The following is a 19,532-nucleotide window of genomic DNA, read 5'->3' as shown; positions in this document are numbered from 1 at the left end:
GGTCTCCGATACGGAAACCTCTTTTTTAACATAAGCCCTTATTAAATGTATTGAAAACATGAATGCATGTTCAATTCTTTATACGTAGAGAATGGATCAAACGCTACAATAGTTTCAAAAAAATCCGTTAAAAAATCTTAACTACTTGATAAAGTAAACCTCTGCAATCTTTTCGTCCTTGATCTTGTAGATTGCAATGGCGTGCGTGGGCTCCTCTCCCCGAACCCTCGTAACTTCTTCTTGGTCAATCACCGTGTTGCCCTGCACGATTCTATTGATCAGCTTGCAGTACAAGTCTGGTGTCATGTTAAAGTATCTGGCGTAGTTTTCACGCATTTTTTCTTTTCCTTCATAAAGTAGCGTTTCAGGAAACTGAAAAACCTTGACATCATCGCTATAAGGCACCAAAAAGGCATCAATATCTCTCTTATTATATGCGTCAAGTTGCTCTTGGGCTAGTCGGCGTCCGGTACGCTCTTCTTTGGTAAGTTCCCTGAGTTCTTCCTGCTGAGCCCAAAGGGGCAAAGAGAAAGCAAGGGCGAGGGCAAATAGTATAAATTTTTTCATGTCTAATTTGTCTTTAAGTTATATTACGGATTTATGAGCAAAAGTTTTCCAATGTGCACCGAGGATTCCATCATGTTGTGTGCTTCGGAAGCATTTTGGAGAGGAAAGGTTTTGAAAATCACAGGTTTTAAATTCAAAGGAAAGAGTGGCCAAATGTACTCTTTCAGCTTATCTGCAATTTTCCCTTTGTATTCAATCGATTGGGGTCTCAAAGTGGACCCGGTAAGCACAAGTCTTTTCTTCATGATTTGAATAAGATCCACTTCTGCATTTTTACCTTTCATGGCATTGATCATCACAATTCTGCCATGCGGATTCACTATTCGGATGTTTTTGGGCGTGTAGTCCCCGCCAATCATATCCAGCACAATATCGACGCCCTGACTAAGTGTTGAGTTTTTTATCTCTTGTTCAAAATCCTGGGTTTTATAATTTATGGCCAGGTCAGCCCCAAATTCCAAACAGGCCCTACACTTCTCATCAGAGCCGGCGGTGATGATGACTTTTCCACCCATGGCCTTCACCATCTGAATGGCCGTCACTCCAATGCCGCTACTGCCGCCATGGACCAAAACGGTTTCTCCTTTTTGGAAATTTGCAATGTCAAATACGTTGTTCCAAACGGTAAAAAAGGTTTCGGGTAAGGAGGCTGCCTCTTCCAGCGAGATCCCTTCCGGCACAGGGAGGCATTGTTGCCAAGGAGCACAGGCATATTCCGCATAACCCCCACCGGACATTAATGCGCAGATTTCTTTTCCTTGAAAATCAGACGGAACACCTTCTCCGATTTCCTCAATTACTCCTGAGACTTCTAGTCCTGGAATATCAGCAGGGGCATCTGGCGGAGCGGGATACCGTCCTTTCCGTTGGGCGATATCGGGTCGGTTTACACCTGCGGCCTTTATTTTAATTAGAACTTCTCCTTCCTTGGGAACAGGTTTGGGTTTTTCCACCAACTTTAGTACCTCTGCTCCACCAGGCTCAATTATGCTGACTGCTTTCATCATTTTTTAATAGTTCTTGGCAAAACTTAAAGATAGCAAAAATAGCATAGGCTTTCTAAATCAGGTTAATTCCCCTCATTGAATGACCTTGATCATGTTTCGCATAAGGTTACTATTAGAATGGATAAAATAATCTATTTTTAAAATGTGTAAAATTTGATGGTCTTAATTATGGTAATGTCAAAATTAAGCTTAAATTTTTATTTATAGTGTAACAAATAGCCCTTGAGTTGATTTTTTGATGTGCACATATTTTGTATTTTTGACCTATTACCATCATATTAATTGTCTGGTGCGTGATAAATAATATATTTGCTAAAGTTAACTAACACTATTAATCCACATTAACATGGAACAAATCTTTACGTATGCGGTCCCAGCAATGGGTATAATTGGCCTGATCGTAATGGCCATCAAATCTTCTTGGGTGTCCAAGCAGGATGCCGGAGAGCAAAATATGATAGAGCTCGCCGGACACATTGCCCGCGGGGCAATGGCTTTTCTAAAAGCAGAATGGAAAGTGCTTATTTATTTTGTCATTATTGCTGGGATCATTCTGGCCTGGTCAGGCACGCTGGTTGAAAATTCGAGCTGGATCATTTCGATTTCCTTTGTAATAGGAGCCGTGCTTTCAGCCTTTGCAGGCTATGTGGGGATGAACATCGCCACCAAGGCCAACGTGAGAACCACGCAGGCAGCCAAAACCAGTTTGCGAAAAGCCCTTCAGGTATCCTTCACCGGTGGATCGGTAATGGGACTTGGCGTGGCAGGTTTGGCAGTTTTGGGAATGGGCTCCTTATTTATAGTATTCTATAATATGTTTGTCCTTTCCGTGGGAGGAGACGTCAACGGGATGGAGATGGAAACAGCTTTGGAAGTTTTGGCCGGTTTTTCACTTGGAGCGGAGTCGATCGCCCTTTTTGCTAGAGTAGGTGGGGGGATTTACACCAAGGCGGCCGATGTGGGCGCTGACCTTGTGGGAAAAGTGGAAGCGGGCATCCCTGAAGATGATGTCAGAAACCCGGCAACAATTGCCGATAACGTAGGGGATAACGTGGGTGATGTGGCCGGTATGGGCGCTGACCTTTTCGGTTCATATGTAGCCACTATCCTGGCTTCCATGGTTTTGGGACGTGAGATTATTTCCAATGATAACATGGGTGGCATCGCGCCAATTCTTTTGCCATTGGTAATTGCGGGAGTTGGGTTGCTGTTTTCCATAGTGGGAACATTTTTCGTAAGGATCAAAAAAGACACCGACAGCGTGCAAGCTGCTTTGAATATGGGCAACTGGGTTTCAATCCTTTTGACAGTTGCGGCATCATACTTTATTATAGACTTCATGTTGCCAGCTGGTGAGCTTAACCTTGTGAGAAATCCAGAGGTGACATTTACCAAAATGGGTGTTTTTGGAGCCGTGTTTATTGGCTTGGTAGTAGGTGCTTTGATGAGTATTATTACAGAATACTATACTGCTATGGGAAAGAGGCCCGTGAATTCTATTATCAAACAATCCTCAACCGGTCATGCGACTAACATCATTGGAGGACTTTCTGTGGGTATGGAGTCAACTGTACTGCCTATTTTGGTATTGGCAGGTGGTATCTATACCTCATTTTTGGCAGCCGGACTTTATGGTGTTGCCATTGCGGCGGCGGGGATGATGGCCACTACTGCCATGCAGTTGGCGATTGACGCTTTCGGACCGATTGCTGATAATGCAGGTGGTATCGCAGAAATGTCGGGACTTCCAAAAGAGGTGCGGGAAAGAACAGATATTCTTGATGCGGTGGGCAATACCACAGCTGCTGCCGGAAAAGGGTTCGCCATCGCTTCTGCGGCCTTGACCGCATTAGCCTTGTTTGCGGCCTATGTTGGCTTAGCGGGTATAAATTCTATAGATATCTATAAAGCTGATGTATTGGCTGGGCTATTTGTAGGGGCCATGATTCCTTTTATTTTCTCTTCTTTGGCCATAGCCGCTGTAGGTAGGGCTGCTATGGACATGGTGAACGAGGTAAGAAGGCAGTTTAGGGAGATTCCAGGGATTATGGAGTACAAGGCCAAGCCAGAGTATGATAAATGCGTGGAGATTTCAACCAAGGCGTCTATTCGCGAGATGGTGGCTCCTGGTGCTATAGCATTGATTTCGCCCATTATAGTAGGTTTCGCTTTTGGACCAGAAGTATTGGGTGGGTTATTGGCCGGCGTGACCGTTTCGGGTGTGTTGATGGGTATTTTCCAAAACAACGCCGGAGGCGCTTGGGATAATGCCAAGAAATCCTTCGAAAAAGGGGTGGAAATCAACGGGGAAATGTATTACAAAGGCTCTGAACCCCATAAGGCCTCCGTGACTGGGGATACCGTAGGGGATCCATTTAAGGATACTTCAGGTCCATCCATGAATATCCTCATTAAGCTGATGTCTATCGTGGCATTGGTGATTGCGCCGCATATTTCGATCAACCCCCACCACAATTTACCCGATGATGCTGTGATGGAGATAGAGGCGGAAAAGGAAACTGTAGCCGAGAATGTGGAGGTACTAGAACCTTAATTTGATAATTGCAGCAATAAATGCCGATGGAAAATGGAAACCATCGGCATTTTTTTTTAATTTTAGTGAAAATATTTTTCGATCCTTTATCTGACCTATTTTCCATATAAAAGCAAGAATCTCAAGCTTCAAAAATTTTTTATACTGAGGAGGGGACATAATTAAAAATTTTGTATAAGATTTTTATCATTGCCTTTTTTATAATTTAAAACTGCCGTTGGTGTAATGGTTGGGATTTTTGGGGGGAATGTTTGAAAATCTTAAAAAATTAACCAAAATTAGCCTTAATTCTTAAAGTTTATTAAAATCGAAAAATGTTTGCTGCGCCTTTTTCATCAGCTTTGAGGATTTTTTGACCGGTTTTTTTAGCCAGCCTGCTAGGGGGCAAGTGTCTGCATAATTGATCTTTAACTTCAACCTTAAATATTTTAATCTATGTTACACCCAAAATTTCAAAGTAAATGATGCAAAATTGTACAAAATCAGTCTTTTTTCTGATGCTGTTTTTGCTGGCCATACCCTCGTATGCCCAGATTACAGTGACAGGAAAAGTGACCTCCCAAGAGGATGGTGGGCCTTTGCCGGGAGTGAGCGTACTGGTACAGGGTTCGACCACTGGTGCGGTGACGGATCTTGATGGAGAGTATTCCATTGAGGTGCCTTCAGGGGATGCTACCCTGGAGTTCTCTTTTATTGGCTATACCAGACAGAGAGTTCAGGTTAGAAACAGAAGTGAACTAAATGTGGTTTTGGTTCCTGATATTGCCCAGCTTTCCGAGGTCGTGGTAACGGCCTTCGGTATCGAGCAGGAGAAAAAAGCCTTGGTATCTTCCACTCAAGAGGTGAAAGGTAGAGAACTGCAACTTTCCCGTGAACCTAACATGGTAGATGCCTTGAACGCAAAAGTTGCCGGTGTGCAGGTAACCCGTCAGGGTGGTTCGGCCGGTGCTGCCTCAAGTATAGTGATTAGGGGTATGTCTTCCATTTCAGGAGAAAACCAGCCTCTATTCGTAGTCGATGGTATTCCGATCAACAACGAATACAGAACTCGCTCCAGATCATCAAGTGTGGATACCCCTAACAGGGCCATTGATATCAATCCAAATGATATCGAATCCATGAACGTATTGAAAGGTCCTGCGGCTACCGCTCTTTATGGTATCCAGGCTGCAAGTGGTGTGGTAATCATCACCACTAAAAAGGGATCCAGATCTGATACCCAAAACCTTTCTGTAAACTTCAGCTCCAATACAGGTGTAGACAGAATCATGCAGAACTTCCCTGCACAGATGACTTATGCGCAAGGGGATAGAGGTGTTTACGGAACTACAACTTTTGGTCACTTTGGACCACCATTGTCAACTTTAAGATTTGATGGTCAGTCCACTTATAGAGATCCAAGAGGGAATCTAGTGGATATGAACGATCCAAACGCGACCAACCAAATGATGGATCCGGTGAACAACCAAGACGTTTTCTTCCAAGACGGTTTGACGTTGGACAACAGTATCAGTATTTCAACTGGTAACAAGCATAGCTCTTTCTATGTATCCTTGGCGGATTTCAGCCAGACGGGTATCATTCCTAACAATGAATACAACAGAAGATCATTTAAGGTGACAGGGGAGTCCTCTTTGACTGAAAAACTTAGAGTAACGGCCTCTGCTAACTATGTGCACTCTACAAGTACAAGATTCGGAAGAGGGGATAACTTCTCTGATGTTGTGCAGGGTTCTTTCAGAACTCCTCCAAGTTATGACAACAGCTTAGGTTGGTTGAGACCGGATGGTGGACAAAGGGCGTTTAGAGATAACTCTCCAGATAACCCTTTCTGGACAGTGAACAACAACCCTTATACAGATGAGGTAAACAGAGTAATCGGGTTTATCCAAGCCAATTATGATCCTTTGGATTGGTTGAACATCATGTACAGAATCGGTACTGATGTATCTTCGGATAAGAGAAACCAGCAGTGGGCTGTAGGTTCATTCGGTGGCGATGCCCTTCCGGGTGGTAGAGTTCAGGAGACTACTTATAATGATAGATTGCTTAACTCTGATTTAATCATTACGGCAAACACGCAGTTGGGTGAAGATTTCAACCTACAGGGTATGGTAGGTCAAAACTTCTATTCTAGATCATACAGAATGCAATTCTTTGACGGTAGAAATCTGGCCATTCCAGGCCTTTATCGAATCACTAATGCACAGACCAACCTTGTGCAGGATCAATTCACTGAATTGAAGCAGACTGCAGCGGTATTCTCCAGGGTTTCATTGGATTTCCGTAACTATGCTTTCTTGGAAGCGACGGGAAGAAATGAGTGGACTTCAACTTTGTTGCCTCCTAACAACTCCTTCTTCTACGGTTCTGTAGGTACTGGTTTGGTGTTTACAGAAGCCTTGAACATCGACCAGGGATTCTTCAGCTTTGGTAAATTAAGAGCTTCTTACTCTGAAGCTGGTAGAGATACTAACCCATATAGAGATCAAACTTACTTCGGCCGTTCTTCAGTGAGTGGTGCATGGGGTGGTAGCCTAGTGTTCCCACTTCCATCTGGTGTAGGTGGGGTGCAACTTGCAGGTCTTGCGGGTAATCCCAACCTTCGTCCTGAGAGAAACAAAACTTGGGAATTCGGGGGTGAATTCAGGTTTGCAGAAAACAGACTTGGCTTGGACGTGACTTACTATAGAGAAAGAAACGTTGACCAAATTATTGCGGTATCTGAGCCGGGAAGTACCGGTTTCTCTTCCAGATGGATCAATGCAGGTACTATCGAAAACCGAGGTTGGGAGATTGTTGCCAATGCCTCTCCATTTGTGGGTGACTTCAAGTGGGATATCGTGGCCAACTTCTCCAGAAACAGAAACACCGTGTTGGATCTTCCAGTTGACCGCTATGCCCTTGCAGGTTTCGGTAACTTGAGACCATCCTTGATTGAAGGACAGCCTTATGGTATCTTCATGGGTACAGGTTTCTTGAGAGATGATCAGGGTAATAAAATCATCAATGAAAATGGTTACCCTCAAAGGGTTCTTCCTTCTGATGATAACCCTTCTGGTGACATCATCATCGGTGATCCTACTCCAGACTTCCTTTTAGGTTTGAGAAACAACCTTTCATATAAAAACTTCCTTTTGACTTTCCTTTGGGACATCAGGGTAGGGGGAGACGTAGCTAACGTTACCGCCAACTGGATGAGAGCTCAAGGTATAGGTGAGTTTACCGAAGACAGAGGCAGCCAGGTTATCTTTAGAGGTGTGAAAGGAGATGGTACTCCAAACGACATCCCTGTAGTAATCGATGATGCGAGATATTACAACAATACTACTGGTAACAGAGATATTGCTGAAAGATTTATCGAAGACGGTTCTTGGGTACGTTTGAGAGATATCACCCTGACTTACCAAGTGCCAGCGGCAATAGCCAACAGATTGAAAATGAGAAACCTTGACGTCAGCTTGTACGGTAGAAACTTATTGCTATTCACTGCCTATACGGGTGTGGATCCTGAGACAAACCTTGCAGGTCCTAACTCTTCTATCGGTGTGGATGCTTTTGGTACTCCGACCACAAGAACAGTTGGTATCAACTTGTCAGCTCAATTCTAATTTTCGTTTCAAAAAAGAGATCAAATGAAATCAATAAAGAAAAAAATTATAAATGGCTTGGCAGGAGCGCTCCTTCTTTCTACTGCTGGTTGTGATTTGCAGGAAGCAAATGTCAACCCCAATGCAGTGACTGAGGTAGGGGTGAATGTATTACTTCCCGCTACACAGGCCAATATGACTTGGGCCGTGGGAGACTTCACTTCCCAAGCCACGGGTATCCTACTTCAATATATGACAGGTACCCTTAACGTTCAGCAGAACGTAACCTTCTATGCATATGTGCCGCCAAATTTCAATACCCCTTGGAATCATTTCTATACGGGTTCATTGATAGATTTGAAAAACATTATCGACATTTCAACTGAAAATCAGGCTTTCCACTATAGAGGTGTTGCCAAAATTCAATCAGCCTTGCTATTGGGTTATTTGGTGGATCTTTGGGGAGACGTGCCTTATTCTCAGGCATTGAACATTGATGAGTTTCCTCAGCCGGTATATGACTCTGGAGAGCAGGTTTATGAAGAGGTTTTCCGACTTTTGGACGAGGGAATCGCTGATCTTCAAAGTGAAAGTACCATTTCACCAGCTGCCAACGATTTGGTGTACCCAGCAGCCAACGAAGGTGCCTGGAGAAGCACTTCTCTTCCAAGATGGATCAAGGCTGCCAATTCTTTGAAAGCCAGATATTACAACCACTTGAGCAAAGTAGATCCTCAGGGTTCAGCTACTAACGCATTGGCAGCCATCAACGCTGGAGCGTTTGAAAGCAATGCTGATGACTTGAATACCGTTTTCGGTAATTCAGCGGATGCTGCGGGGCCTTGGTTTGGATTCCTATTGGGTTCTTTCGGCCAAAATAACATTGCCGTGGCTCAGAGATTCATTGATATGTTGGAAAACAGAATTGAACCAGGTGAAAATGATCCACGTCTTCCTTACTTCATCGGACCAAACTCTGCCGGTGGATTTGTAGGCGCAGAATATGGCGCTGCTTCCATTCCAAGCAATGTGTCCAGAGTAGGTCCTTATTTGAATAGAGAAGATGCTCCAACCAGCATCATGACTTATTCTGAATTGAAGTTTATTGAAGCAGAAGCGCATCAGAGACTAGGGCAGTATGCTTTGGCCGCTGAAGCCTTTAACCAAGCAGTGGAAGCTTCTCTTTTGAGGGTAACTGGTACTGCCAGCCCTGCCTACATTGCAGCCTTCGGATCTGAGACGGCCGCTACCATGGAAGCAAATGGTATGGAGAGAATCTTCAACGAGAAGCATATCGACATGTTCTTAAAGACTGAATCTTGGGCAGATTGGAGAAGAAGTATCCCTGCTGGTGCAGAAGGAACTGCTAGCGGAATTCCTTTCTTGGAGCCGGCAGATGATAACTTTACCAATGATGTATTCCCTAGAAGATTCCTTTATCCAACTTCTGAATTGGACAACAACTCGGGCAATATCCCGACCGGTTCTCCAACAGTAAAAGTGTTCTGGGACCTTTAATTAAAAACAAATGATGATGAAAAAATATATAGCCATATTGACCATGATTATGATGGTCGGTCTCACCTCTTGTTTTGAGGAATATGACGAAGGATATGACCTTGTGGGTCGTGTGGCCTCGATACCTGTCTTTACAGTGTCTAGCACCACTGCTGCCCCTGGCGCAGATGTAACAGCTAATTTCCGCTATTACTCTGAACACGAACCGGTAACCAACCTTCGTTTGATTCAGATCATCGGTGGAAATGAAACCGTAGCCGCTTCCAAAGATATCACAGGCCACAACCTGAGAGATTCTTACGAAGATTCCTTTACCTACACGGTTCCAGCGGACTTGGAGCCAGGAACAGCGATCACTTTGTGGATTGAAGTTGAAACTGCCAATTCCCTAACCAATAGAGGAAGCATCAACCGAGTAGTGACGGTGGCACAACCTGCAGAATAATTTATAACCTTATATATAAAAAGACTTCCATATTTTATGGAAGTCTTTTTCTTTGCTTTTCACCCAAACTGAAGTACCATGCATCTGAGCAAATACCTACTTGGACTATTGTCTGTCATTTTTATATCCTGTCAACAAAGTGACTCCGCACAGGAAACATTTGACCTGCTGATCAAGAACGCCAAAATCGTTGACGGCAGTGGAGATGAGGCCTACGAAGGCTATGTTTTTATTAATGGAGACGAAATTGCCAAAATCACAAAAGACTTAAATAACGCCCCGCAGGCCACCAGAACTATCGACGCTGAAGGAAAGGTGTTAGCGCCGGGCTTTATTGACACCCACACCCACGGGGACCCTCTCGCAACACCAGAATTCCCCAACTTTTTGGCCATGGGTGTGACGACCATTTTTATGGGCCAGGATGGTTCCAGCCCCAAAACAACAGACTTAAATTCCTGGATGGAGGAAGTAAATGCTGTCAACCCAGGTGTTAATGTGGCTATGTTTGTGGGCCATGGTACGTTGAGAATGCTTTCAGGTATTGAATATGACAAAAACCCAACTGAAGAGGGATTGAAGAATTTGGAAAAACTGGTGGCCGAAGCCATGGAAGCAGGTGCTTTTGGTGTTACCACCGGGCTGGAGTACAACCCAGGCTATGTGGCCAAAAAAGAAGAACTGGCAAGAGTGGCCAAAGTTGTGGGCGATCATGATGGAGTCATGATGAGCCACATGAGAAATGAGGATGATGACGCCATTGAGGATTCGCTTGACGAGTTTCTATCGCTAGGTGAGCACTGCCCGGTGCATGTGTCGCATATAAAAGTAGTGTATGCAAAAGGTGAAGAAAGAGCACAAGAGGTCTTGGGTATTTTGGAAGAAAGCAGGAAAAAGGGCTATACCGTGACGGCAGATCTTTATCCCTATGAGGCATCCTATACCAGCATTTCCATCTTGTTTCCAGAATGGGCCAAGGCACCAGCCGATTACAACGAAGTAGTGGCCAACCGTGGCAATGAACTCCTGACTTACCTGCGAAACCGTGTCAACTTAAGAAACGGTCCTGAAGCAACACTGCTTGGGACAGGAGAGTACAGGGGAAAGACTTTAAAACAAGTAGCTGAAGAGAAAGGAAAACCTTTTGAAAAGGTATTGATGGAAGATATAGGCCCTACGGGGACAAGTGCTGCCTATTTTGTGATGGACGAAACGGTAATGAAGGAGTTTCTAAAAGATCCCTATGTAAATGTTTGCTCCGATGGAAGCCTTACTGGCAACCACCCCAGAGGGCATGGAACTTTTGCCAAGATCATAGAATCCTATGTCAGCAATGAGCCCATTCTGAAACTTGAGGAAGCTATCCATAAAATGACCGGCCTTGCTGCCCAAAACGTAAAATTGGAAAAGCGGGGCTTGATTAAGGAAGGTTACAAAGCCGACTTGGTTATGTTTGACCCAGCCCAAATCAAGGCAATGGCTACTTATGAAAACCCCGCACAATTGGCAAAGGGCTTTGATTTGGTGATTGTTAATGGAGAAATAGCCAAAGAAGGAAAAGAGTTTAAAAACCGATCAGGAATTATTATCAGAAAATAATATGAGAAAACTATTGATTGCCACATGCGGCTTGCTGATGGCTGCCGCCTGTAGTCCTGCTTCCCAGGAGGAAAAGGATATTGAAACCCTCAAGCAGGAGATTCAGGAGGAATTGTCCACGGCGGAAGGGGACTTTGCGGTAGCCTTTCGATTACTCGACGGCTCAGGTGAAGAGATCCTGATCAACGAAATGGAAAGCTTCCATGCTGCCAGCACCATGAAAACCCCTGTTATGATCGAGGTGTACAAGCAGGCTGCAGCAGGTAAATTCAATGTCTCGGACTCTATCCAGGTGCACAATGAATTCAAAAGTATTGTGGATGGGAGCCTATATAGCATGCAGCTGGGGGTGGACAGCGAGGAGGAGCTTTATGACCGGATTGGCAAAAAGGCCACCATCTATGACATCACCTACGCCATGATCATTAAAAGTTCAAATCTTGCGACCAATATTCTTATTGACCTCATAGGGGCCGAAAGCACTACTCAGACGATGAGAGATTTGGGTGCTGCTGATATTATGGTTAGAAGGGGAGTGGAGGACCAAAAAGCATTTGATCAAGGGCTTAACAATACCACCACAGCCTATGATTTAATGGTCATCATGGAAGCGATTGCAAATGGCGATGCCGTCAATGAAGAGGCCGATGCCGAAATGTTTGATATCCTGGCCGACCAATATTATAGAGATCTTATCCCAGCTTATTTGCCGGAAAATGTAGTGGTGGCTCACAAAACCGGTTTTATCACGGGCGTCCAGCACGATTCGGGCATCATCCGACTTCCCGATGGCCGTCAGTATGTATTGGTTCTGCTTTCAAAAAATCTGGCAAACAGGGACCAAGGCAAGGAGGCTATTGCCAGGGTTTCAAAGTTAATATATGACTATGTGATAAAATGAGCGCTACTTCATTATTCATCATTCATCATTCGCTATTCATCATTTAAAAAATAACGAATGACGAACGCCGGATGATGAATTAGTAATAACCAAAAAACAACCATGAAAAAGAATCTTTTCTTAATACTTCTTACTTTCTTCATCGGCAAGCTGAGCGCCCAGGACTTCACCATGGAACAGGTTACTGCCTATCCTTTTCCGTCCGAACTAACGACTTCCTCAGGTTCTGATAAAATGGCTTGGGCCTTCAATGAGCAGGGAAAACGGAATATTTATGTGGCCGAAGGGCCGGATTTTGAGCCCAGAAAGTTAACCCCTTATGATCAGGACGAGGGCCAAGAGATCAGCAGTCTACAGATTTCCGCTGATGGCAATTGGGTCGTATATGTGAGAGGAGGAGAGCATGGAGGTGGAAATGCCCATGTGTATGTCAATCCCACCAGCCTTCCCGTTCCCACAAAGGTGGAAATATGGAAGGTGCCGTTTAGTGGAGGCGAGCCAGTACTGATCGGTGAAGGCGACCAGCCCACCTTATCCTCTGATAGTAAAAAGTTGGCTTTTATCTATGGTGGACAAGCCTGGATGGCAAATTTGGAAAATGATGAGGCTGCCAAAAAGCTTTTCACTTCAAAAGGGTCCACGGGATCCTTGGAATGGTCTCCTGACGGAAAAAGACTTGTTTTTGTGTCTTCACGGGGCGATCATGCCTTCGTAGGTGTATACACAGATGAGAAAACATCCATAAAATGGTTAGCACCAGCATTTGCCAGAGATCGCTCGCCTAGATGGTCTCCTGATGGAGAAAAGGTAGTATTTGTGCGAACGCCAGGTGGCGGAGGAGAGCCGGACAGCCTGTTGGTTCAGCAACACCGCCCTTGGAGCATATGGACAGCTGATGTGGAGTCAGGAGAGGCTGAACAAATCTGGAAAGCTCCAGAGACTTTGGAAGGCTCTGTGCCTACTACTCATGGTGGTTTCAACTTACATTGGGCTGATGATAGAATTGTGTTTCTCAGCTATGAAGACGGCTGGCCGCACCTTTACTCTATTCCTGAAGATGGAGGAGTGGTAACCCAATTGACCAAGGGAGATTTTATGTTGGAGCACATCACTTTGAGCAAGGATGGAAAAAGAGCCGTCTTCTCGGCCAACACCGGTTCCACTCCTGAAGATCTTGACCGCCGGCATATAGGAATGGTATCACTTGATGAGGCAGATATGGAATTGTTAACGGATGGAGAGGGGATAGAGGCCTATCCATTTTTTATCGGTGAATCAGACCGTATAGCCATGTTCAGTGGAGATTTTCGTCAGCCCTTATTGCCGTCAGTTATGGATATTGAAAGCAAAGAGATAAAAGTGTTGTCCCTGGACCGATTGGTTGAGGATTTTCCTTTGGATCATTTCGTGGAACCCAAGCAGGTGAGTTTTGAAGCTGCGGATGGTGTAAAGGTGTATGGCCAGCTGTTTGAAAAAGAGGGTGGTGACTCCCAAAAACCGGCAGTGGTATTTGTGCATGGTGGTCCCCAGCGGCAGATGCTGCTAGGGTGGAGCTACATGGATTATTACTCCAACACCTACGCGCTTAACCAATATTTGGCAAACCAGGGCTTTGTGGTTCTTTCTGTAAACTTCCGTATGGGGATCGGCTATGGCCATGATTTCCACAAACCTGAGGGAGCGGGCATTGCAGGCGCCTCGGAATACCAGGACGTGAAAGCGGCAGGGGAATACCTTGCGCAGCTAGAGCAGGTGGACTCAAACAAAATTGGCGTGTATGGAGGTTCCTACGGCGGTTACCTCACCGCTATTGCTTTAGGGTTGGACTCGGATCTTTTTGCCGTAGGCGTGGATATTCATGGAGTGCATAACAGGGACGGCTACATCAAAATCCCCGATGGGATTGAACAAGCCCCTGATTTGGAAAAGGCCAGGCAGGTGGCATGGGATTCTTCCCCGGTGGCCATGCTGGACAACTGGACTTCCCCTGTGTTGCTAATCCATGCCGGTGATGACAGGAACGTTAACATCAGCCATAGCGTGGATTTGGCTAGAAGACTTGAGCAGCGCAACATCCCTTACGAATACCTGGTAATCCCTGACGACACCCACCACTGGATGGTGTATGCCAACATGGTGAAAGTAAACCAAGCCACGGCTGATTTCTTGAAAAAGCATTTAATGAAATGAAAAAATAGGGTCACAAAAATTGAGAATTACTGCAGCGTCCGTGGCGTATTTTTCCTTTGCGCCGTTGCGTGAAGCTTTTCCAACTCTGTGAAACTCATTTTAAAACTCTACTTAACTCTGTGTCCCCTTTGAAATTGATTATGTCCAAATATCTAATTACCGCTTTAGTACTTATCATCACCTTACAAGCCGAGGCTCAGAGGCTCAATAAGAGGCAGGTCAAGCGGATTTTTGATCGGTCTGAGATCATGCAGGAGCATTTTGTAGGGTTTGTCCTGTATGACCAGGAAAAGGAGCGGGTGATCTATGAGGAAAATTCCCAGAAGTATTTCCTCCCAGCCTCCAACACCAAGCTTTTTACCCTTTATGCAGCGCTCAACATGCTTGGGGATTCCATTCCGGCTTTGAGATATGAGGAGCGGGGAGATTCCCTGATTGTGTGGGGGACGGGGGATCCGACATTCCTGCATGAGAAGTTTGAGGACCAAAGGGCCTTTGATTTTCTTAAGAATCAGGAGAAAACCATTTACCTTTCCATGGATAGAGATGGCAGTTCCGTATTGGAGCCCAGCAATTGGAGGGCGGATATTAATTCGTTCCCCATCGCGGCCAATACGGCACAAGTAATGGGAAGTGCGGAAGGGTTTAGAAGTTTTCCTGCCTCAATAGCCCAATTCATCAAACAGGATACCGCACTGCTTGAGGATAAATTTATCCTGCGAAGGGCCAAGGTGGGGTATGACCTGAATTACCCAGCCTTACCTATTCCCGAGAAATTCGAAAGCAATGTGCTTTACACTGTTGGATCAGATCTGACTGCACAAATCTTGGCTGATACCCTTCAAAAAGAAGTAAGGCTCACCAATATTGCCATGCCGGAGGATGCCAGAACCTTGTATAGCGTGCCCACAGATTCCCTGCTCAAACACATGATGTTGCCCAGTGATAACTTTTTGGCCGAACAGATCTTGATGTTATGCTCCTCGACCATGGATGGGGAGATGGGCATCAAAAAAGCAATCGACCACAGTCTGGAAAATTTTATGGCTGACCTTCCGGCTGAGCCCAAATGGTCTGATGGTTCCGGCTTATCAAGGTTCAATCTCTTTACTCCAGAAACTATAATCCACCTTATTGGGAAAATAAAAGACAAGGTAGGGGATGAAGACAGGTTAAAAGATCTGATGCCAGTGGGAGGAATCAGCGGAACTCTTAAAAGTGCTTATCAGCTGGATAATGGGGTGCCTTTTGTTTGGGCCAAAACCGGCACCTTGACTTATGCCCACCTACAAAGCGGGATATTGGAGACGAGAAATGGGAAAAGGCTGCGCTTTGCATTTATGAACAACAACTTCGTGAGACCAACCGCCGAAATCCGCGAAGAAATGGTCCGCATCATGACCGAAATCCACGAAAGATTTTAAACTTCGGTCTTCCGTCTCCGGTCTCCCGTCTTCCCATAGATTCCCTCTATCTGCCATAGATTTTAATAGTTAATAAAGTAAGGTTTTATTTATCCGATTTTGTAATTTTAGTGGTAAGCAATCAAGAAGATATAAATAATACCACTTTAAACTATGGAAAACAACAAAGACAGAAACACAGCTCCCAACACCCCAGTATGGGATACCAATGAATCCAGTAGATGCCCATTTTTGAGCGGGGCCGTGAGGTCCACTGCAGGCAGCGGAAATACCAACCGTGACTGGTGGCCAAAAATGCTTAACCTTAAAATCCTGCACCAGCACTCATCCCTTTCCAATCCTATGGGGCAGGACTATAATTACCGGGAGGAATTTAAAACGCTTGACTTGAATGCCGTAAAACAAGATTTGACTGAGCTGATGACCGATTCCCAGGATTGGTGGCCTGCCGATTACGGCCATTATGGCCCATTTTTTATACGAATGGCTTGGCACAGTGCGGGTACTTATAGAATTGCCGATGGACGTGGCGGTGCGGGCTCTGGTTCTCAGCGCTTTGCCCCCTTAAACAGCTGGCCTGATAATGCCAACCTGGACAAAGCCAGGCTTTTGCTTTGGCCTATCAAACAGAAGTATGGAAAAAAATTATCCTGGGCTGACCTGATGATTCTAGCCGGGAATGTGGCCCTGGAGTCAATGGGCTTGAAAACCTTCGGCTTTGGCGGTGGCCGGGTAGATGTGTGGGAGCCTGAAGAGGACATCTATTGGGGTTCGGAAGGTGAGTGGCTGGGCAATAAGGAGCGTCATGAAGGCGGGACCCTGGAAAGCCCACTCGGTGCCTCCCATATGGGTCTGATTTATGTCAATCCGGAAGGGCCAAACGGTAACCCGGATCCTGTTGATGCTGCCCATCACATCAGGGAAACTTTTGGCCGAATGGCCATGGATGATTATGAAACCGTTGCCTTGATTGCCGGAGGACATACTTTTGGAAAAACCCATGGTGCCGCAGACCCAGGCGAATATGTAGGAGCGGAGCCCGCCGGAGCAGACATAGCTGAGATGGGTATGGGATGGAAAAATACTTTTGGCAAAGGCCACTCTGGGGATACCATTACCAGTGGTTTGGAAGGTGCCTGGACAACCAGCCCTACCAAATGGAGCAACAATTTCTTTGAAAATCTGTTTGGTTTTGATTGGGAATTGACCAAAAGTCCAGCAGGCGCCCACCAGTGGAAACCCAAGGGTGGGGCTGGGGAAGGTACTGTGCCCGACGCACATGATCCGAATAAAAAGCACGCGCCTTTTATGCTGACAACGGATTTATCGCTAAAAATGGACCCTGCTTATGAGAAAATATCCAGGCACTTCTATGAAAACCCGGATGAATTTGCGGATGCTTTTGCAAGAGCATGGTTCAAGTTAACGCATAGAGATATGGGGCCTTTGTCCAGATATTTGGGACCTGAGGTCCCTCAAGAAGAGTTGATCTGGCAAGATCCAATACCTGCAGTGGAGCATGAAATGGTGGATGAAAATGATATTGCTGATCTGAAGGATAAACTGCTGAATTCCGGGCTTTCGGTAAGCCAGCTGGTAACCACAGCCTGGGCCTCGGCCTCTACTTACCGAGATTCCGATATGCGTGGAGGCGCCAATGGGGCTAGAATCCGCCTGTCTCCCCAGCGAAACTGGGAGGTAAATAATCCTCAGGAGCTTTCCAAAGTATTGGATAAAATTGAACATATTCAAAAAGATTTCAACGATAGCCAGTCGACAAACAAGAAAGTTTCCATCGCTGACCTGATTGTTTTGGGAGGTTGTGCTGCAGTGGAGAAAGCCGCCCGAGATGCGGGATTTGATGTCAAAGTTCCTTTTGCCCCCGGAAGGGCGGATGCCAGTCAGGAGCAGACGGATGAGGAACAGTTTTCCATGCTGGAACCGAATGCGGATGGGTTCCGAAACTACTTCGGCAACCATGAGCACATCTCAGCTTCGGCAGAGGAAATGCTTATCGATCGAGCGCAGTTGATGACACTCACTGCACCGGAGTTAACGGTACTGGTAGGGGGGATGAGGGTGCTCAGCACCAATTTTGATCAATCCAAGCATGGTGTGTTTACCGACAGATCGGGCCAATTGACGAATGATTTTTTCAAAAACCTGCTAGATATGAAAACCACCTGGAAGGCAACCTCGGACGCAGGGAAGATTTTCGTAGGGAGTGACCGCAATACCGGTGAGGTCAAATGGACAGGAACCCGTGTGGACCTGATCTTCGGTTCCAACTCAGAGCTAAGAGCCATTGCAGAAGTTTATGCTTGTAATGATGGGCAAGAGCGTTTTGTTAAAGACTTCGTAAAGGCTTGGGCCAAAGTGATGAACCTGGACCGGTTTGATTTGAAATAAAGCTAATTTAAATTAATGACGAAAGGCACCTTGGGGACAGGGTGCCTTTTTCCGTTTATGAAATGGTTACAATGTACATGAAGTTAAAAGGAATCTGCCTGCCAGGCAGAGGCAGGGTCGCACAAAGGAAGTTAGTTCTGAATGTAAAATCTAATGGTTCCAAATGTTTGTCCAATGGTTTGTTATTGTTTTATTCGGGCAAAATCAAACGTATGTATCTTCAATTCGTCTTCTTTGAGCTCGGGGTTATCGGGATGTATTGGGAAGAGGTTAAGGCCATTTTCATCCACAAAATAATGGTGGGCCATGTAGGTGTTTCGTGGCAAGGAAAACTCTTCTAGTAGTGAATAATCATTTCCATCATATATGGACAGAACAAAATAGTCAGGGGAATAAGCAAAAGCCATAGCATCAGTGTCTTCTGACAATTCCTCTCCAGGCCAACCGAAACGGTATATCAATTCGCGCTTTGGATCAAATGTTATTCCCAGATTGCTAGATGTCCGATACAGTAGCCGCATACCGTCCTCTATTGTCATTCCAGTACGGTCGGAAAGATAGTATTGATTTGAAAAATTATATACGAACTCGGATTCCAGTCTTTGGGTATGGATTTTCAGATCATTTAAGCCAAAGCTGTATAGCAAGTTGCTTTTTCGATGAAGAGCCAATAATTTATCCTGTGTTTTGGATAATGAGAAACTCGTAAAGTCCCGACTTTCTAATATCTTTTCATCAAAATGAAAGGGCAGGTTTTCAAATTCTCCACTCGCCATATCCAAAGCCAAAAATGGAGGATAATCCAGTAGGGAATTTAAGGTGAGGCTTGATTTATTAACTGAACTGATATCCAGCCAAATAATCAATTTGCCTTCATGCTCCTGAAACATAAGTGAATATCTGGACATTGAGCCCGGCATAGCACCTAGGGGAGAAAAGTTAAAATAATCATAACTGTTGAGCAATTTTCCTTCAGAATTTATGAGTTTGATCTCATAAGAAAAATTAGGGATGTAAATACTATCTTTATTATGTACATAAATTCCCAAAGAATTGCCCACGCCATCTGGCCCTTCTCTTTCTAATTTTATGGTATTTATAACTTCTTGTTTAGATAAATCAAAAACACTAATCGTTTCCCTTTCGGAATTCCACCAGTAAAGCATCCCATCTTGGTACTGCATAGCTCTTGAAGTCGGACTTATATTTGGATCCAGAGGTAAGGAATGATTGGAAACTAAAAAATCATTGAGATCTTGGACAGCTTGTTTTTTTGAACAGGAAAGCAAAAAAACGATACTTATTAATAAGTAAATATTTTTCATATG

General features: G+C 44.9%; 12 protein-coding genes. 9 read left to right on the top strand and 3 right to left on the bottom strand.

Annotation, left to right across the window (positions count from 1 at the left end; all coding sequences use genetic code 11):
* Window positions 1-141 precede the first annotated feature (141 nt).
* Window positions 142-567, bottom strand: a complete 426-nt coding sequence (locus tag KI659_RS12125; RefSeq protein WP_213945615.1) for a nuclear transport factor 2 family protein — start codon at window positions 565-567, stop codon at window positions 142-144.
* A gap of 23 nt (window positions 568-590) precedes the next feature.
* The gene (locus tag KI659_RS12120) at window positions 591-1,574 is read right to left on the bottom strand and encodes an NAD(P)H-quinone oxidoreductase (protein WP_317195970.1); all 984 of its coding nucleotides are present in this window, start codon (window positions 1,572-1,574) and stop codon (window positions 591-593) included.
* A 346-nt stretch (window positions 1,575-1,920) separates the two neighbouring features.
* Between KI659_RS12120 and KI659_RS12115 the strand changes: the two genes are divergently transcribed.
* From KI659_RS12115 to katG, 9 genes are all read left to right on the top strand, one after another.
* A complete protein-coding gene (locus tag KI659_RS12115) occupies window positions 1,921-4,128 on the top strand; it encodes a sodium-translocating pyrophosphatase (RefSeq protein WP_213945614.1) in 2,208 nt (735 codons plus the stop codon).
* A gap of 461 nt (window positions 4,129-4,589) precedes the next feature.
* Window positions 4,590-7,739, top strand: coding sequence for a SusC/RagA family TonB-linked outer membrane protein (locus KI659_RS12110; protein WP_213945613.1), 3,150 nt, complete (start codon window positions 4,590-4,592; stop codon window positions 7,737-7,739).
* A 24-nt stretch (window positions 7,740-7,763) separates the two neighbouring features.
* Entirely contained in the window at window positions 7,764-9,236 is a 1,473-nt protein-coding gene (locus KI659_RS12105; RefSeq protein ID WP_213945612.1) for a SusD/RagB family nutrient-binding outer membrane lipoprotein, read from the top strand.
* 10 nt (window positions 9,237-9,246) lie between these two features.
* Window positions 9,247-9,681: a hypothetical protein gene (locus KI659_RS12100; protein ID WP_213945611.1), complete on the top strand. Its 435-nt coding sequence runs from the start codon at window positions 9,247-9,249 to the stop codon at window positions 9,679-9,681.
* A 78-nt stretch (window positions 9,682-9,759) separates the two neighbouring features.
* Complete coding sequence (locus KI659_RS12095; protein WP_213945610.1) at window positions 9,760-11,280, top strand: N-acyl-D-amino-acid deacylase family protein; 1,521 nt, start codon at window positions 9,760-9,762, stop codon at window positions 11,278-11,280.
* 1 nt (window position 11,281) lies between these two features.
* On the top strand, window positions 11,282-12,181 hold the full coding sequence (locus KI659_RS12090) for a serine hydrolase (protein WP_213945609.1): 900 nt from the start codon (window positions 11,282-11,284) through the stop codon (window positions 12,179-12,181).
* Between the two features lie 102 nt (window positions 12,182-12,283).
* Window positions 12,284-14,371 carry a prolyl oligopeptidase family serine peptidase gene (locus KI659_RS12085; protein ID WP_213945608.1) on the top strand — a complete coding sequence of 696 codons (2,088 nt, stop codon included), beginning with the start codon at window positions 12,284-12,286 and terminating at the stop codon, window positions 14,369-14,371.
* Window positions 14,372-14,511: 140 nt separating this feature from the next.
* A complete protein-coding gene (locus KI659_RS12080; RefSeq protein ID WP_213945607.1) occupies window positions 14,512-15,795 on the top strand; it encodes a D-alanyl-D-alanine carboxypeptidase in 1,284 nt (427 codons plus the stop codon).
* Window positions 15,796-15,948: 153 nt separating this feature from the next.
* Complete coding sequence (katG, locus tag KI659_RS12075) at window positions 15,949-18,204, top strand: catalase/peroxidase HPI (protein WP_213945606.1); 2,256 nt, start codon at window positions 15,949-15,951, stop codon at window positions 18,202-18,204.
* Between the two features lie 182 nt (window positions 18,205-18,386).
* On the opposite strand, the gene KI659_RS12070 is transcribed toward katG, so the two are convergent.
* Window positions 18,387-19,529, bottom strand: a complete 1,143-nt coding sequence (locus tag KI659_RS12070; RefSeq protein WP_213945605.1) for a DUF4221 family protein — start codon at window positions 19,527-19,529, stop codon at window positions 18,387-18,389.
* Window positions 19,530-19,532 lie beyond the last annotated feature (3 nt).

It is taken from the genome of Litoribacter ruber (genome assembly GCF_018449405.1).
GTDB lineage: Bacteria > Bacteroidota > Bacteroidia > Cytophagales > Cyclobacteriaceae > Litoribacter > Litoribacter ruber.
This window is presented reverse-complemented; position numbering and strand designations above follow the sequence as displayed.

Excerpts from the sequence above, each read along its gene's own strand:
- katG (WP_213945606.1), top strand. The coding sequence starts at position 15,949 with ATGGAAAACAACAAAGACAGAAACACAGCTCCCAACACCCCAGTATGG.
- KI659_RS12095 (WP_213945610.1), top strand. The coding sequence starts at position 9,760 with ATGCATCTGAGCAAATACCTACTTGGACTATTGTCTGTCATTTTTATA.
- KI659_RS12100 (WP_213945611.1), top strand. The coding sequence starts at position 9,247 with ATGATGATGAAAAAATATATAGCCATATTGACCATGATTATGATGGTC.
- KI659_RS12115 (WP_213945614.1), top strand. The coding sequence starts at position 1,921 with ATGGAACAAATCTTTACGTATGCGGTCCCAGCAATGGGTATAATTGGC.
- KI659_RS12070 (WP_213945605.1), bottom strand. The coding sequence starts at position 19,529 with ATGAAAAATATTTACTTATTAATAAGTATCGTTTTTTTGCTTTCCTGT.
- KI659_RS12120 (WP_317195970.1), bottom strand. The coding sequence starts at position 1,574 with ATGATGAAAGCAGTCAGCATAATTGAGCCTGGTGGAGCAGAGGTACTA.
- KI659_RS12125 (WP_213945615.1), bottom strand. The coding sequence starts at position 567 with ATGAAAAAATTTATACTATTTGCCCTCGCCCTTGCTTTCTCTTTGCCC.
- KI659_RS12110 (WP_213945613.1), top strand. The coding sequence starts at position 4,590 with ATGATGCAAAATTGTACAAAATCAGTCTTTTTTCTGATGCTGTTTTTG.
- KI659_RS12080 (WP_213945607.1), top strand. The coding sequence starts at position 14,512 with ATGTCCAAATATCTAATTACCGCTTTAGTACTTATCATCACCTTACAA.
- KI659_RS12105 (WP_213945612.1), top strand. The coding sequence starts at position 7,764 with ATGAAATCAATAAAGAAAAAAATTATAAATGGCTTGGCAGGAGCGCTC.
- KI659_RS12090 (WP_213945609.1), top strand. The coding sequence starts at position 11,282 with ATGAGAAAACTATTGATTGCCACATGCGGCTTGCTGATGGCTGCCGCC.
- KI659_RS12085 (WP_213945608.1), top strand. The coding sequence starts at position 12,284 with ATGAAAAAGAATCTTTTCTTAATACTTCTTACTTTCTTCATCGGCAAG.